This window comes from Sphingomonas sp. PP-CC-1A-547 (genome assembly GCF_003610375.1).
Lineage (GTDB): Bacteria > Pseudomonadota > Alphaproteobacteria > Sphingomonadales > Sphingomonadaceae > Sphingomonas.
The window spans coordinates 214,633-227,398 of the sequence record NZ_RAPZ01000013.1 but is presented as its reverse complement, the minus strand read 5'-3'; the positions used below and the strand labels follow the sequence as shown (position 1 = coordinate 227,398).

Annotated in this window: 13 protein-coding genes; 7 read left to right on the top strand and 6 right to left on the bottom strand. The window is 65.6% G+C overall.

Going from position 1 to position 12,766, the window contains the following annotated elements; translation table 11 throughout:
• Positions 1-46: 46 nt before the first annotated feature.
• Together C8J39_RS14510 and C8J39_RS14505 are read right to left on the bottom strand one after the other, a co-directional pair.
• Positions 47-565 (bottom strand): vgr related protein, encoded by a 519-nt coding sequence (locus C8J39_RS14510; RefSeq protein WP_120301096.1) that lies wholly within the window; start codon positions 563-565, stop codon positions 47-49.
• Positions 562-999, bottom strand: coding sequence for a copper chaperone PCu(A)C (locus tag C8J39_RS14505; protein WP_183038006.1), 438 nt, complete (start codon positions 997-999; stop codon positions 562-564). Before C8J39_RS14505 ends, C8J39_RS14510 begins: the two co-directional genes overlap by 4 nt.
• Positions 1,000-1,167: 168 nt before the next feature.
• On the opposite strand from C8J39_RS14505, the gene dnaK reads away from it, so the two are divergent.
• The 4 genes from dnaK (at position 1,168) to C8J39_RS14485 (ending at position 5,360) form a co-directional block, all read left to right on the top strand.
• A complete protein-coding gene (dnaK, locus tag C8J39_RS14500) occupies positions 1,168-3,075 on the top strand; it encodes a molecular chaperone DnaK (RefSeq protein WP_120301095.1) in 1,908 nt (635 codons plus the stop codon).
• Between the two features lie 121 nt (positions 3,076-3,196).
• The gene (gene dnaJ, locus C8J39_RS14495) at positions 3,197-4,330 is read left to right on the top strand and encodes a molecular chaperone DnaJ (protein WP_120301094.1); all 1,134 of its coding nucleotides are present in this window, start codon (positions 3,197-3,199) and stop codon (positions 4,328-4,330) included.
• A gap of 76 nt (positions 4,331-4,406) precedes the next feature.
• Positions 4,407-4,835: a hypothetical protein gene (locus C8J39_RS14490; RefSeq protein ID WP_120301093.1), complete on the top strand. Its 429-nt coding sequence runs from the start codon at positions 4,407-4,409 to the stop codon at positions 4,833-4,835.
• Positions 4,836-4,907: 72 nt separating this feature from the next.
• Complete coding sequence (locus C8J39_RS14485) at positions 4,908-5,360, top strand: TM2 domain-containing protein (RefSeq protein ID WP_120301092.1); 453 nt, start codon at positions 4,908-4,910, stop codon at positions 5,358-5,360.
• Positions 5,361-5,790: 430 nt separating this feature from the next.
• On the opposite strand, the gene purB is transcribed toward C8J39_RS14485, so the two are convergent.
• On the bottom strand, positions 5,791-7,089 hold the full coding sequence (gene purB, locus C8J39_RS14480) for an adenylosuccinate lyase (protein ID WP_107954426.1): 1,299 nt from the start codon (positions 7,087-7,089) through the stop codon (positions 5,791-5,793).
• Positions 7,090-7,320: 231 nt separating this feature from the next.
• On the opposite strand from purB, the gene C8J39_RS14475 reads away from it, so the two are divergent.
• Complete coding sequence (locus C8J39_RS14475; RefSeq protein WP_120301091.1) at positions 7,321-7,749, top strand: EF-hand domain-containing protein; 429 nt, start codon at positions 7,321-7,323, stop codon at positions 7,747-7,749.
• A gap of 75 nt (positions 7,750-7,824) precedes the next feature.
• Here C8J39_RS14475 and C8J39_RS14470 read toward each other — a convergent pair whose 3' ends face one another.
• The 3 genes from C8J39_RS14470 to radC form a co-directional block, all read right to left on the bottom strand.
• Positions 7,825-8,226 (bottom strand): BLUF domain-containing protein, encoded by a 402-nt coding sequence (locus C8J39_RS14470; protein ID WP_082453165.1) that lies wholly within the window; start codon positions 8,224-8,226, stop codon positions 7,825-7,827.
• 65 nt (positions 8,227-8,291) lie between these two features.
• The gene (locus C8J39_RS14465) at positions 8,292-8,501 is read right to left on the bottom strand and encodes a hypothetical protein (RefSeq protein WP_235524740.1); all 210 of its coding nucleotides are present in this window, start codon (positions 8,499-8,501) and stop codon (positions 8,292-8,294) included.
• A gap of 82 nt (positions 8,502-8,583) precedes the next feature.
• On the bottom strand, positions 8,584-9,288 hold the full coding sequence (gene radC / locus C8J39_RS14460; protein ID WP_056065124.1) for a DNA repair protein RadC: 705 nt from the start codon (positions 9,286-9,288) through the stop codon (positions 8,584-8,586).
• 86 nt (positions 9,289-9,374) lie between these two features.
• Between radC and C8J39_RS14455 the strand changes: the two genes are divergently transcribed.
• Complete coding sequence (locus tag C8J39_RS14455) at positions 9,375-12,542, top strand: YdbH domain-containing protein (protein ID WP_243650129.1); 3,168 nt, start codon at positions 9,375-9,377, stop codon at positions 12,540-12,542.
• On the top strand, positions 12,539-12,766 hold the full coding sequence (locus tag C8J39_RS14450) for a YnbE family lipoprotein (RefSeq protein ID WP_404969346.1): 228 nt from the start codon (positions 12,539-12,541) through the stop codon (positions 12,764-12,766). Before C8J39_RS14455 ends, C8J39_RS14450 begins: the two co-directional genes overlap by 4 nt.

The following is a 12,766-nucleotide window of genomic DNA, read 5'->3' as shown; positions in this document are numbered from 1 at the left end:
CATCCTGACGAAAGTCAGGATCCAGAGCCCCGATCGTCTCGCTGAGTCACTCGTCATCCTGACTTTCGTCAGGATGACGAGGGGCGTTGGCGGAACGAGCGGGCGTGAACGGCAGCACTGTCTCATACTGCGCGAGCGACGGTGCTCCCGCGACCTTCGCTCCCGCGCGCAACAAGAAGGCGTGCCGCACGATCTCGCCCTGTTGCTCGATGCCGTAGCGGTGCAGCGCCACGCCCGGCCGGAACGCATAGTCGTACCGACACCAGGGATGCCGCGCCAAGGGGAGGAACACGCCGCGCTGGTGCTGCCAGATGTGCGTCATTTCGTGAATGAACAGCCCCTGCAGCGTCAGGTTCGCGTGGGCGAAGTCGTCGCACCACAGATCGCCTTTGGGATGAAAGTGGATGCAGCCACGAGGCGCCATCACAGTATCGCGTGGCTGGAAGAACGCCCATTTCCGCCGCGACAGGCTTACGCGAGAGTAATCGATCGCGCCCCCGAACACCGATGCCGCGAGCGCCGTCTCTCCCTCGGTAAGCCCGCGCCTTGAGCCTGCTCCGGTCACTTCCCTACCGGGGTTCCCGCCGCGACCACGGTCGCGTTGTTTATGATCCGCGTCCCATCTGCGAACGCGAACGTGAGCGTCACGCGATCGGCGGGCTTGATCCCGGAGTTCATGTCGAACAGCATCACGTGCCGCCCGCCCGGCGCGAACGCGACATCCGTGTTCGCCGGAATCTCCACGCGGGTCAGCGGCGTCATCGTCGACATGCCGCCCTTGTCCATGGTCTCGTGCATCTCCGACTTGATCGCGACGTCCGTGGTGGCTGAGATGAGCGTCGCAGGTGTAGGCCCCCCGTGCACTGTGAAATACGCCGCCGCGGGTCGTCCGGTCACCGCGCCGAGCCGCACCCAGGCCCCGTCGACGGACAGTTCCTTGGGCGGCGCGCACGACGCCAGTGCCATCGCGGCAACACCCAGTCCGAAAACGATACGCATAGGTTACTTTTCTCCGGGCCCGACCACTTGCGCATCCTATGACCGGTACAATCTTGCGGCAAGCGCGAGGCCACCTATATCGCGCCCATCATCAGAAAGGTTCCACTGCCGTAACGGGGTGGAACCGGTTTCGTATTTTCGTTTCAAGTGAGGGGCTAATTAGAACTCATGGCTAAAGTAATCGGTATCGATCTCGGCACGACCAACAGCTGCGTTTCCGTCATGGAAGGCGGCAAGCCCAAGGTCATCGAGAATTCCGAGGGCGCGCGCACCACGCCGTCGATCGTCGCATTCGCCAAGGATGGCGAGCGACTGGTCGGCCAGCCGGCCAAGCGCCAGGCAGTGACGAACGGCGACAACACCATCTTCGCAGTGAAGCGCCTGATCGGCCGTCGTTTCGACGATCCGATCACCAAGAAGGACACCGAGCTGGTCCCGTACAAGATCTCGCGCGGCCCGAACGGCGACGCATGGGTCTCGGCGGGTGGCAAGGATTACTCGCCGTCGCAGATCTCGGCGTTCACGCTGCAGAAGATGAAGGAAACCGCCGAGTCGTATCTCGGCGAAACGGTCACGCAGGCGGTCATCACCGTTCCCGCGTACTTCAACGATGCACAGCGCCAGGCGACCAAGGATGCCGGCCAGATCGCCGGCCTCGAAGTGCTGCGCATCATCAACGAGCCGACCGCGGCGGCGCTGGCCTACGGCCTCGACAAGCAGGACGGCAAGACGATCGCGGTCTACGATCTCGGCGGCGGCACGTTCGACATCTCGGTGCTGGAAATCGGCGACGGCGTGTTCGAGGTGAAGGCCACGAACGGCGACACCTTCCTCGGCGGTGAGGATTTCGACAACAAGATCGTCCAGTACCTCGCCGACGAGTTCAAGAAGGCGGAAGGCATCGACCTCGCCAAGGACAAGCTGGCGCTGCAGCGTCTGAAGGAAGCGGCCGAGAAGGCGAAGATCGAGCTGTCGTCGGCGCAGACGACCGAGGTCAACCTGCCCTTTATCACCGCGGACCAGAACGGCCCGAAGCATCTGGTGAAGTCGATCACCCGCGCCGACCTGGAGCGGATGGTCGAGGACCTGGTCAAGCGCACGCTCGAGCCTTGCCGCAAGGCGCTCGCCGATGGCGGCCTGAAGCCCGAGGACATCTCGGAGGTCGTGCTGGTCGGCGGCATGACGCGCATGCCGCGCGTCCGTGAAGTCGTGAAGCAGTTCTTCGGCAAGGAACCGCACACGGGCGTTAACCCGGACGAGGTCGTCGCGATGGGTGCCGCGATCCAGGCCGGAGTGCTGCAGGGCGACGTCAAGGACGTGCTGCTGCTCGACGTGACGCCGCTGTCCCTCGGCATCGAGACGCTGGGTGGCGTGTTCACCCGGATGATCGATCGCAACACGACGATCCCGACCAAGAAGTCGCAGACCTACTCGACCGCGGACGACAACCAGGGCGCGGTGACGATCCGCGTGTTCCAGGGCGAGCGCGAGATGGCGGCCGACAACAAGATGCTCGGCAATTTCGATCTCGTCGGCATCCCGCCCGCACCGCGCGGCGTGCCGCAGATCGAGGTCACGTTCGACATCGATGCGAACGGCCTCGTCAGCGTGTCGGCCAAGGACAAGGGCACCGGCAAGGAGCAGCAGATCCGCATCCAGGCATCGGGCGGTCTTTCGGACAACGACATCGACCAGATGGTCCGCGATGCCGAGACCTTCGCCGAGGAGGACAAGAAGCGTCGTGCGGGCGCCGAGGCGAAGAACAACGCCGAGTCGCTGGTCCACACCACCGAGCGTCAGCTGGCGGACAACGCCGACAAGGTCGACGAGTCGCTGAAGACCGAGATCCAGGCTGCGATCGACGCGACCAAGGCTGCGGTCGAGAGCGGCGATGCGGATGCGATGACCGAGAAGAGTACCGCGCTCGCCCAGGTCGCGATGAAGCTCGGCCAGGCGATCTACGAGAAGCAGGCCCAGGCGGACGCTTCGCCGTCGGCTGATGGTGATGCGGCGAAGAAGGACGACGACGTCGTCGACGCCGAGTTCTCGGAAGTCGACGACAACCCGAAGGCGTAACCGAAACTCCCTCTCCCCCTCGGGGAGAGGGCCGGGGTGAGGGGCAGTTCCGCGCGCTGCCGTGTGGAATGGCCCCTCACCCAACCCTCTCCCCGGAGGGGAGAGGGCTAAGAGGGCCGCTATGAGTACCCAGACAGATTATTACGAACTGCTCGAATGCGAGCGGACCGCGGATGCGGGGACGATCAAGTCGTCCTACCGCAAGCTCGCGATGAAGTATCACCCGGACAAGAACGCCGGCTGCAAGGATTCCGAAGCGCAGTTCAAGGCGGTCAGCGAGGCGTACGAATGCCTCAAGGACCCGCAGAAGCGCGCGGCATACGATCGCTTCGGCCACGCCGCGTTCCAGAACGGCGGCGGTGGCGGTCACGGCGGCGGCGCACAGGATTTCGGCGGCTTCAGCGACATCTTCGAAAGCGTCTTCGGCGAATTCATGGGCGGCGCGCAGCGCGGCGGCGGTCGCTCGGCGGCACGACGCGGCGCTGACCTGCGCTACGACATGGAAGTCAGCCTGGAGGAAGCCTTCCACGGCAAGACGACCGAGATCACGATCGACGTCTCCGCGCTCTGCGACACCTGCGATGGCTCGGGCGCGAAGGCCGGTACGCGCGCGAAGACCTGCCAGCATTGCGGCGGTCACGGTAAAGTCCGCGCGCAGCAGGGCTTCTTCGTGGTCGAGCGCGCTTGCCCGGTCTGCAACGGCGCGGGCGAAGTCATCGCCGACCCGTGCCCAGATTGCCGTGGCGAAGGTCGTGTCGAGAAGACCAAGACGCTCTCGATCAACGTCCCCCCCGGTGTCGACGAAGGCACGCGGATCCGCATGTCGGGCGAAGGCGAGGCGGGCGCCCGCGGCGCACCGTCCGGCGACCTCTACATCTTCCTCCACGTCACCAAGCACAATCTGTTCGAACGCGAAGGCACCACGCTCTTCGCACGCGCACCGATCAGCTTCACGGTCGCGTCGCTCGGCGGGGCGCTGTCGATCCCCGGTCTCGACGGCCGCACGCACGAGGTGAAGATCCCCGCCGGCATCCAGTCGGGCAAGCAGCTCCGCCAGCGCGGCGCCGGCATGCCCGTCCTGCAGGGCCGCGGCCACGGCGACCTCGTCGTCCAGATCGACGTCGAAACCCCCACGCGTCTCAGCAACCGCCAGAAGGAACTGCTCGAGATGTTCCGCGAGACGGAAACGGGTGACGAGTGCCCCGCGAGCCAGGGGTTTTTCGCCAAGCTCAAGGGCGTGTTCGCCGGGGAATAAACCCGTCTACCATATAGAACCAAAGGGGGGCGCAATGCTGGCATGTCTTTTCACCGCGATAGCGTGTTGGCTGGTCATGGCCACCGCCCCCCAGACGCCGATCGGCAAGGCATTGCGCCGAGTGCTGATCGACAAGCCTGCGGCGCGGTTGGCACGGTTCACGCGGGGCGATGCCGCGGTCATGGTCCTGCTGATGCTAACGGCCGCGATGGTCACGCTCGTCGGCGAAGGCGACGGCATTCGACTACTCACTCTGGCCGCCCCGGATGTCGCGATCTGGATCACGACGTTCGAGATTTCGGCCTATCTCGACATTCTCATGGCGCTGGCCGCTGCGGCATCCAGCCTGCGCGTTCGGGGTTTCATGACGCGCTGGCTCGGCGTCTTTACTTGCCGTCCGGGTGCAAAGGCGCACAAGCGTGCAGTCCGCTCGCGGAAAACGCGATCGACGAATGCAGACAACGACGACGACAGACATTGGCGTCAAACCGCGCTTGCCGCCTGACACCGGGAGTAAGTTCGAGCTTGCCTGATTCGCATCATCCGCCAGAATGCCGAACTAACACCGAGGAATGATATGCGCGGACAGGTTTTAGGCGTCGATCCCCGTACGGGCGAAGGTCTCGTCGCCGGGCAAGACGGACAGCGTTACCGGTTCGCCCGCGAAGACTGGGCGCACCGCGGCGAGCCCGCGATCGGCCTGGAAGTCGATTTCGAGGCCGCCAACGATCGCGCGCTCAGCGTCTTCCCGATGCCCACCGCGCCGGGCCCACGGCGTGCCGTGCCGCCCGAGGCTCTCCCGACCAACGACCGCAACAAATACGTCGCCGCGGTCATGGCGTTCGTGATCGGCACGCTCGGCATCCACCGCTTCTACCTCGGCCGGACCGGCTCGGGAATCGTCATGCTGGTGCTCACGCTCACGGTCGTCGGCTTGGTCATCAGCGCGCCGTGGGCGTTGATCGACATGATCCGCTATCTGGTGATGTCCGACGAGGAATTCGCGGCGCGCTATCCACGCAAGCAGTGATTATTCGCGCGTCTTGAAACTGCCGGCCTAGCCGCGCCCCCTCGGGAGGGGGCGGGCGGGCCGATGGATCAGAAGGCGGTGATGACCACCCCGACCACCAGCGCTTGAGCCGCGATCGCCAGCATGGTGCTGGTCACGGTTTCGAACATGCGCATGGGTAGGTCTCCAATGCCGGAACAATATCCGGCAAGCCGGATATGGGCTTAGTTGCGCGTTGTCGCAATTTTGTAACACGTAATCGCAATTGCGTTACGTGCATTTGGGTCGTTTCGGACGTTACACCGCCGATCCGCAACGGTCTCCCCTCCCTGAAAGGGAGGGGCAGGGGGTGGGTTGGCATCCGCAAGCGCCAGACGGGTGTGGCTCGAGCCAGCCGACCCACCCCCAACCCCTCCCTTTCAGGGAGGGGAGTAACCTTTGCCTTTAGTCCTCAGGCCGCGCCGAATACCCGCGCGAAGATCGTGTCGACGTGCTTCAAATGATAGCCAAGGTCGAACTTGTCTTCCAGTTCGGCATCCGACAGCGTCACTTCCGGATCCGCCTTCAGCAATTCGAGCAGCGACAGCGCGCCGTCCGAATCCCACACCTTCATCGCGTTGCGCTGGACCAGCCGATACGCGTCCTCGCGGCTCACCCCCGCCTGCGTCAGTGCCAGCAGCACGCGCTGCGAATGGACGAGGCCGCCCATCTTGTTGAGGTTCTTCAACATCCGCTCGGGGTACACGACCAGCTTGTCCATCACCCCGGTCAGCCGCGCGAGCGCGAAGTCGAGCGTAATCGTAGCATCCGGCCCGATGTACCGCTCGACCGACGAGTGCGAGATGTCGCGCTCATGCCACAGTGCGACGTTCTCCATCGCCGGCGTCACATACCCGCGCACCATCCGAGCGAGACCGGTGAGGTTCTCGGTCAGCACCGGATTGCGCTTGTGCGGCATCGCCGACGAGCCCTTCTGGCCCGGCGAGAAGAACTCTTCCGCCTCGAGCACTTCGGTGCGCTGCAGATGACGCACCTCAGTCGCGAGCCGCTCGATCGAGCTGGCGATCACGCCCAAGGTCGCAAAGAACATCGCGTGGCGATCGCGCGGGATGACCTGTGTCGACACCGGCTCGACCGACAGCCCGAGCTTGCCCGCAACATACTCCTCCACGAACGGATCGATGTTAGCGAACGTACCGACCGCACCCGAGATCGCGCAGGTCGCGACGTCCTCGCGCGCCGCCACCAGCCGCGCGCGGTTGCGGGCGAACTCGGCATGCGCCTGCGCGAGCTTCAGCCCGAACGTCACCGGCTCGGCATGGATGCCGTGGCTGCGACCGATGGTCGGCGTCATCTTGTGCTCGCGCGCGCGTCGTTCGAGCACCACCAGCAGTGCGTCGAGATCGGCGATCAGGATGTCGCTTGCCTTGGCCAACTGCACCGCGAGGCAGGTGTCGAGCACGTCCGACGATGTCATGCCCTGGTGCATGAAGCGCGCTTCGGGGCCGACATGCTCGGCGACGTTGGTCAGGAAGGCGATGACGTCGTGCTTGGTCTCACGCTCGATCTCGTCGATCCGGTCGACCTCGAACGCACCCTTTTCCCAGATCGCGGCGGCGGCTTCCTTAGGGACCACGCCCAGTTCGGCGAGCGCGTCGGTGGCGTGCGCCTCGATCTCGAACCAGATCTTGAAGCGTGCTTCGGGCGTCCAGATCGCGACCATGTCGGGGCGGGAATAGCGGGGGACCATCGGGTTTCCTCGGGAGCGTAAAGGGTAGGGCGCGTCGCGTGCCGTTCGGCCCGCGGTTGCATGCGAAACGCGGTAGCAGGACGCAGGAGAAGGTTCAAACACCCGTCGCGAGGTATAAATCCGGGCATGTGCCGCGTATATAGTGAGCAAGCGGTTCGCTATGCCGAGTATATATCGGGCATGGTCGCAAAATCGCTTAGTAGACGCGTAGAACACTACCGGAGAGACGCAATGTTGAAATATGCCATGCTGGCCGGCGCGGTACTGGTTGCTGCACCCGTATTGGCGCAGACGACCACGACATCCCCGCAGACTTCGGCGCCGGGCGGTGCTGTTGTCGGGCAGGCCGCCCCATCTGGTACGCCAACCGATGCGGTGCCGATGCAACCCGCCGCGCGCGAGCAGCCCGCGACCGGCAGTCAGGTCGCACAGGTCGTCGACACCGAGTTCCCGACCTACGACAAGAACGGCGATGGCAAACTCAGCGCGACCGAATTCGGCGGCTGGATGGTCGCACTGAAGAGCAAGACCGATCCCTCGACGAAGCCCGACGCGCCCGAGACCAAGAAATGGGTCTCCGCCGCCTTCGCGAAGGCCGATACCGACAAGAACAAGTCGCTGACCAAGACCGAGGTCACCAGCTTCCTGTCGCAGGGCTGACGGCCACGACACGTCCGCAAAGTCTCATCGCACGGATCGAGGTCGTCGGGTTCGCGCCCGGCGGCCTTCGTTACGTCAGCCGTCCAGCGAACCCGTCGCCATCAGCGCGAGGAACGGATCGCGCACCCGCTGCGACGCGCCGTTGAGCAGGCGCCGCATGCGCGCATCATACGCATCGACAGGATCGTCCGCGCGCCTGTGCGCCATCGTCCAGGCACCGAACTGCCGTTCGTGGATCGGGATGTTGTGCTGGAGCGACAGATCGTAATGACGATCGTCCTGCGTAATACGGCCGAACGTCGCGTCGACGAATGCGGTCGGCCCCTCGATCACCTGCAAAAAATGCGTGCCGTCCGACCACAACAATCCGGTGATGTCATGCAGTGCGTTATTGTGCCGGGACTGCTGCAATATTCCCACGAGATCGGCCTTGTCGCCGGCTATGGTGCTCGAACTCATGTATAGAATTTGGCGCATCGCGTCTCCGGTCGATAGTTACGTGTACCGCTACTATAGATCGGAGACCTGCGACTTGCGGTAGATCAGTCGGCCTTGCGCACCCGATCTTTCGCGACTCGAGTTTCAGCCAGGATCTGCCCCTGCGCCTCGACGGCGGCATTGAGCAGCCGATCGGAAGTTTCGGCCGCGGCGTCGGGCGTCAATGATACGGCGACGCCGTCCGGCCCGTCGACCATGACCTGACCGTGCTCGGCGGTTACCTCCGAGGCTTCGTCGTGCAACTTGTTATCCACATGCAATTCCTTTGCCGTGACAACGAAGATACGGATGAAAAGGCACGAGGAGTTTCGGATGTTTCTCCTTCATCTGATTGCGTCAGATCAACCCCTGCGCGCGCAGGCTGACATGGCCGCCGGTGCCCATCACGATATGGTCGTGGACGGTGATGCCGAGCCGCTTGCCTGCTTCCGCGATCGTCCGCGTGATGTCGATATCGGCGCGGCTGGGGGAGGGGTCGCCGCTCGGATGGTTGTGGACGAGGATGATCGACGCGGAGCCGAGGTCGATCGCGCGGCGGATGACTTCGCGGACATACACCGCGGCCTGGTCGATCGAGCCCTTGCTCATCACCTCGTCGCGAATCAGCATATTCTTCGTATTGAGATGCAGCACGCGAAAGCGCTCGATCGCGTGGTGCGCCATGTCCGCGCGGAGATAGTCGAGTAGCGCTTGCCAGTTGGCGAGCACGGGGCGGTCGCTGACGTGCGACTGGAGCAGGCGGATCGCGGCGGCATGCGCGATCTTGATCGCGGCGGTCGAGATTTCCCCCATGCCCTTCACCCGGCCTAGCGCCTCGGCATCCGCGGTCAGCACGCCACCGATCCCGCCGAACTCGCGCATCAGCGCCTTGGCGAGCGCCTTGGTGTCGCCGCGGGGTATGGCGATCGCTAGAAGGTATTCGATGAGTTCGTGGTCGAGCAGTGCGTCGCTGCCGCCTTCGAACAGGCGTTTGCGGAGGCGGCCGCGATGGCCCTTCAGATCGTCCCCCCGGACGTCAGCGTCTTCGTCCGGTTCGGCCATTTTGCGATGCTAGCACATCCCTGGGCAATTGCATGACGACCTCGCTCCCGCCTATGCAGAGACCTCGAATATGGCGGAGTGCGTTGGTGAGCGAGACGAGCGAGACGGGGGCCGACCCCGGGGCCCATCCTCGCCGTACCGCGACCGCCCGCCGCGTTGCGCTGGGGATCGCGCTGCTGCTGATCGCCGCGCTGGTCGTGCTGTGGCTGGTGCGGAAGCCGATCGCCGAGGGTTTCATCGACCGCGAACTCGCCAAGGCCGGCGTGCCTGCGCGCTACGACATCGCCGATCTTGCGCTGGGCGGCCAGCGATTGACGAACGTCGTAATCGGTAATCCGGCGCATCCCGATCTGGTCGCCGACTGGGTTGAGACGCGAACCGGTGTCGGGTTGTCGGGACCGTATCTGGTGGGCGTACGCGCGGGGAAGGTCCGGCTGCGCGGGCGGCTGGTCGACGGCAAGGTCTCGCTTGGCGCGATCGACAGGTTGCTGCCAGCGCCGTCGGGGAAGCCGTTCGCGTTGCCGGCGCTCGACGTATCGGTCGCCGATGGGCGCATGCGGCTGGAGACGCCGCAAGGGATCGTCGGACTGAAGCTCGCCGGCTCCGGCAAGCTCGACGATGGGTTTCGCGGTACGCTGGCAGCGATCAGCGAGCGGCTCGATGTCGGCGGGTGCGTGATCGATTGGCTTGCGGCGACGGTGAAACTGCGGATCGACGCGGCGAAACCGACGATCACCGGGCCGGTGCGTGTATCGAGGCTCACCTGCGGCACGACGCAGGCGGAGCGGATCGTGGCCGATCTCGACGTCGGCCTCTCCGCGGCGCTCGATCGCTGGCAGGGCAAGGCGAGGCTCAAGACGGGCGCGGCACGGACGCCGGGTGCGACTTTGGCCGGGGTCGGGGGCACGATCGACTTCGCCGGAACCGCGGCGGCGACTGGCGGCAAGGCGGACATTGCCGCCGACACGGTTCGCACCACCGAGGGCGGCGCGCGGCGGGTTTCGTTCGCGGGCACGTACCGGATCGGCGAGCAGATCGCGTTCGACGGGCGCATCCAGGCGAGCGGGGCCGCCGTGGCGCAGAAGCGACTCGCGGGGCTGGCGGGAATAGGCGGAGCAGCGGCGGGGACGCCCGTAGCGCCGTTGGCGACCGCGGTAACACAGGCGGTCCAGAAGGCCGGCCGCGGATTTGCCGCGGACGCCGACCTTCGCGTGTGGATCGACGGCGGGCGCGGCAAGGCCGTGCTGTCGCGTCTGGCGCTCGCCTCCGCCAGCGGTGCGCGCGTGGCGCTTGGCGGCGGGAGCGGGGTTGCGTTCGGCTGGCCGAACGGTGGCGTCCGGCTTGACACGGTCCTCGCGATGCGTGGCGGCGGCTTGCCCGAGGCGCGCGTGTCGCTCGCACAGGCGAAACCGGGCGCGGCGATCCGCGGCGTGGCCACCATCGCGCCTTATGCGGCGGGTAGCGGGCGACTGGCGCTGACGCCCGTCACCTTTAGCGCCACGCCGGGCGGGGCAACCTCGATCGCGACGCGTGTCACGCTCGGGGGACCGATCGGTGCGGGCGGTCCCGGCAACCGGGTCGATGGCCTGTCGATGCCGGTTGGGGCGCTGTGGAACGGTCGCGGGCGGCTGGTCGTCAACACCGGTTGCACGCCGCTTGCCGTGCAGCGTCTCGCGATATCCGGGCTTGTGCTTGATCCCTCGCGGCTGACCTTGTGCCCGCTCGATGGCGCGCTGGTGCAGGTCAACGGCGCACGGGTTAGCGGCGGCGCGAAGATCGCCGCGGCCAAGCTGGGTGGGCGACTCGGCACTACCCCGATCACGCTTGCCACCGCGGGAGCGACCGTGCGGCTGGCGGATCGCGGCTTTGCCATCGATGGCGTGCAGACTCGATTCGGCGCGCCCGAACGCATCACGAAACTCGATTTCGCCACCGTCACGGGCCGCATGACCGGGCAGGGCGTGGCAGGCGCGTTCACGGGCGGCTCGGGTCAGATCGCCAACGTGCCGCTGTTGCTCGGCGATGCGGCAGGCGACTGGACGCTCGTCAATGGCGCGCTGAACCTCGCCGGCGCGATGGGGGTGTCCGATGCCTCGCCGACGCCTAGGTTCAAGCCGCTCGCCGCGCGTACTGTGACTCTCGCGCTGGTCAACGGCACGATCACCGCGGCGGGCACGCTGTTCGAGCCGACCACCAACACCAAGGTCGCCGACGTCACGCTGACCCACGCACTCGGCGCCGGCGCAGGCAAGGCCGACCTCGCCGTCCCCGCGATCGCGTTTGCCAAGGACAAGCTGCAACCCGACGCGCTCACCCCGCTGACGTTCGGCGTGATCGCCGACGTCAACGGATCGGTCAGCGGCGAGGGGCACATCGCCTGGAACCCCGACGGCGTGACCAGCACCGGCGTATTCCGCACCGCCGGCACCGATCTCGCCGCCGCGTTCGGCCCGGTCACTGGAATCGCCACCGAGATCCGCTTCACCGACCTGCTAAATCTCCAGAGCGCGCCGGGGCAGGTGGCGACGATCCGCACGCTCAACCCTGGTATCCCGGTCAACGACGGCACGATCCGCTACCAGACGCTGCCCGGCGCGCGCGTGCAGGTCGAAGGCGGGCGGTGGCCGTTCGCGGGGGGATCGTTGACGCTCGACCCGACGCTGCTCGATTTCTCCGCGCAGTCCGAGCGGCGGATGACGTTCCACGTCGCCAACATGGCGGCCGACCAATTCTTGCAACAGTTCGATTTCAAGAATCTCGATGCGACCGGCATCTTCGACGGCGTGCTGCCGATGATCTTCGACGAGACCGGCGGCCGGATCGAAGGCGGCGACCTGCGCGTCCGGCCGGGTGGCGGGACGCTCGCCTATGTCGGCGATCTCAGCCAGAAGGATCTTGGCGTCTGGGCGAACATCGCATTCGGCGCGCTGAAGTCGCTGCGCTACCAGTCGTTGCGCGTCGGCCTGAACGGGCCGCTTGCGGGCGAGATGGTCACCGACGTGCGGTTCGCCGGGATCAGCCAGGGCGAGGGGGCGAAGTCGAACTTCATCGTCCGTCGCCTGCAGAAGCTGCCGTTCGTGTTCAATATCCGAATCAAGGCGCCGTTCCGCGGGCTGCTCGACTCGGCGCAGAGCTTCTACGATCCGAAGCGGCTGATCCAGCGCAACCTGCCGGCTTTGCTCCAGCAGCAGTCGGCGCCGCCTCCTCCTAAACCCCCGACCATTCAGCCTCCCGCAAGCAGGATCGTGCCATGACCGAAACAGGATTGAAGAAGCTGGAGCAAAGGCCGATCTTGCGGATGATGACGAGGACGATCGCGATTATCGGGCTGACGGCCGCCTTGCCGAGCTGCATCAACGTGTCGGCGCCCGACAAGCCGATCGAGATCAACCTCAACATCAACGTCACGCAGGAAGTGGTCTATCGTCTCGATGGCGAGGCGAAATCGTTGATCCAGCAGAATCCGGGGATATTCTAA

What these genes read in the sequence shown, in the direction of transcription:
- C8J39_RS14505 (WP_183038006.1), bottom strand. Translation starts at nt 999, where the DNA reads ATGCGTATCGTTTTCGGACTGGGTGTTGCCGCGATGGCACTGGCGTCG.
- dnaK (WP_120301095.1), top strand. Translation starts at nt 1,168, where the DNA reads ATGGCTAAAGTAATCGGTATCGATCTCGGCACGACCAACAGCTGCGTT.
- dnaJ (WP_120301094.1), top strand. Translation starts at nt 3,197, where the DNA reads ATGAGTACCCAGACAGATTATTACGAACTGCTCGAATGCGAGCGGACC.
- C8J39_RS14490 (WP_120301093.1), top strand. Translation starts at nt 4,407, where the DNA reads ATGGCCACCGCCCCCCAGACGCCGATCGGCAAGGCATTGCGCCGAGTG.
- C8J39_RS14485 (WP_120301092.1), top strand. Translation starts at nt 4,908, where the DNA reads ATGCGCGGACAGGTTTTAGGCGTCGATCCCCGTACGGGCGAAGGTCTC.
- purB (WP_107954426.1), bottom strand. Translation starts at nt 7,089, where the DNA reads ATGGTCCCCCGCTATTCCCGCCCCGACATGGTCGCGATCTGGACGCCC.
- C8J39_RS14475 (WP_120301091.1), top strand. Translation starts at nt 7,321, where the DNA reads ATGTTGAAATATGCCATGCTGGCCGGCGCGGTACTGGTTGCTGCACCC.
- C8J39_RS14470 (WP_082453165.1), bottom strand. Translation starts at nt 8,226, where the DNA reads ATGCGCCAAATTCTATACATGAGTTCGAGCACCATAGCCGGCGACAAG.
- radC (WP_056065124.1), bottom strand. Translation starts at nt 9,288, where the DNA reads ATGGCCGAACCGGACGAAGACGCTGACGTCCGGGGGGACGATCTGAAG.
- C8J39_RS14450 (WP_404969346.1), top strand. Translation starts at nt 12,539, where the DNA reads ATGACCGAAACAGGATTGAAGAAGCTGGAGCAAAGGCCGATCTTGCGG.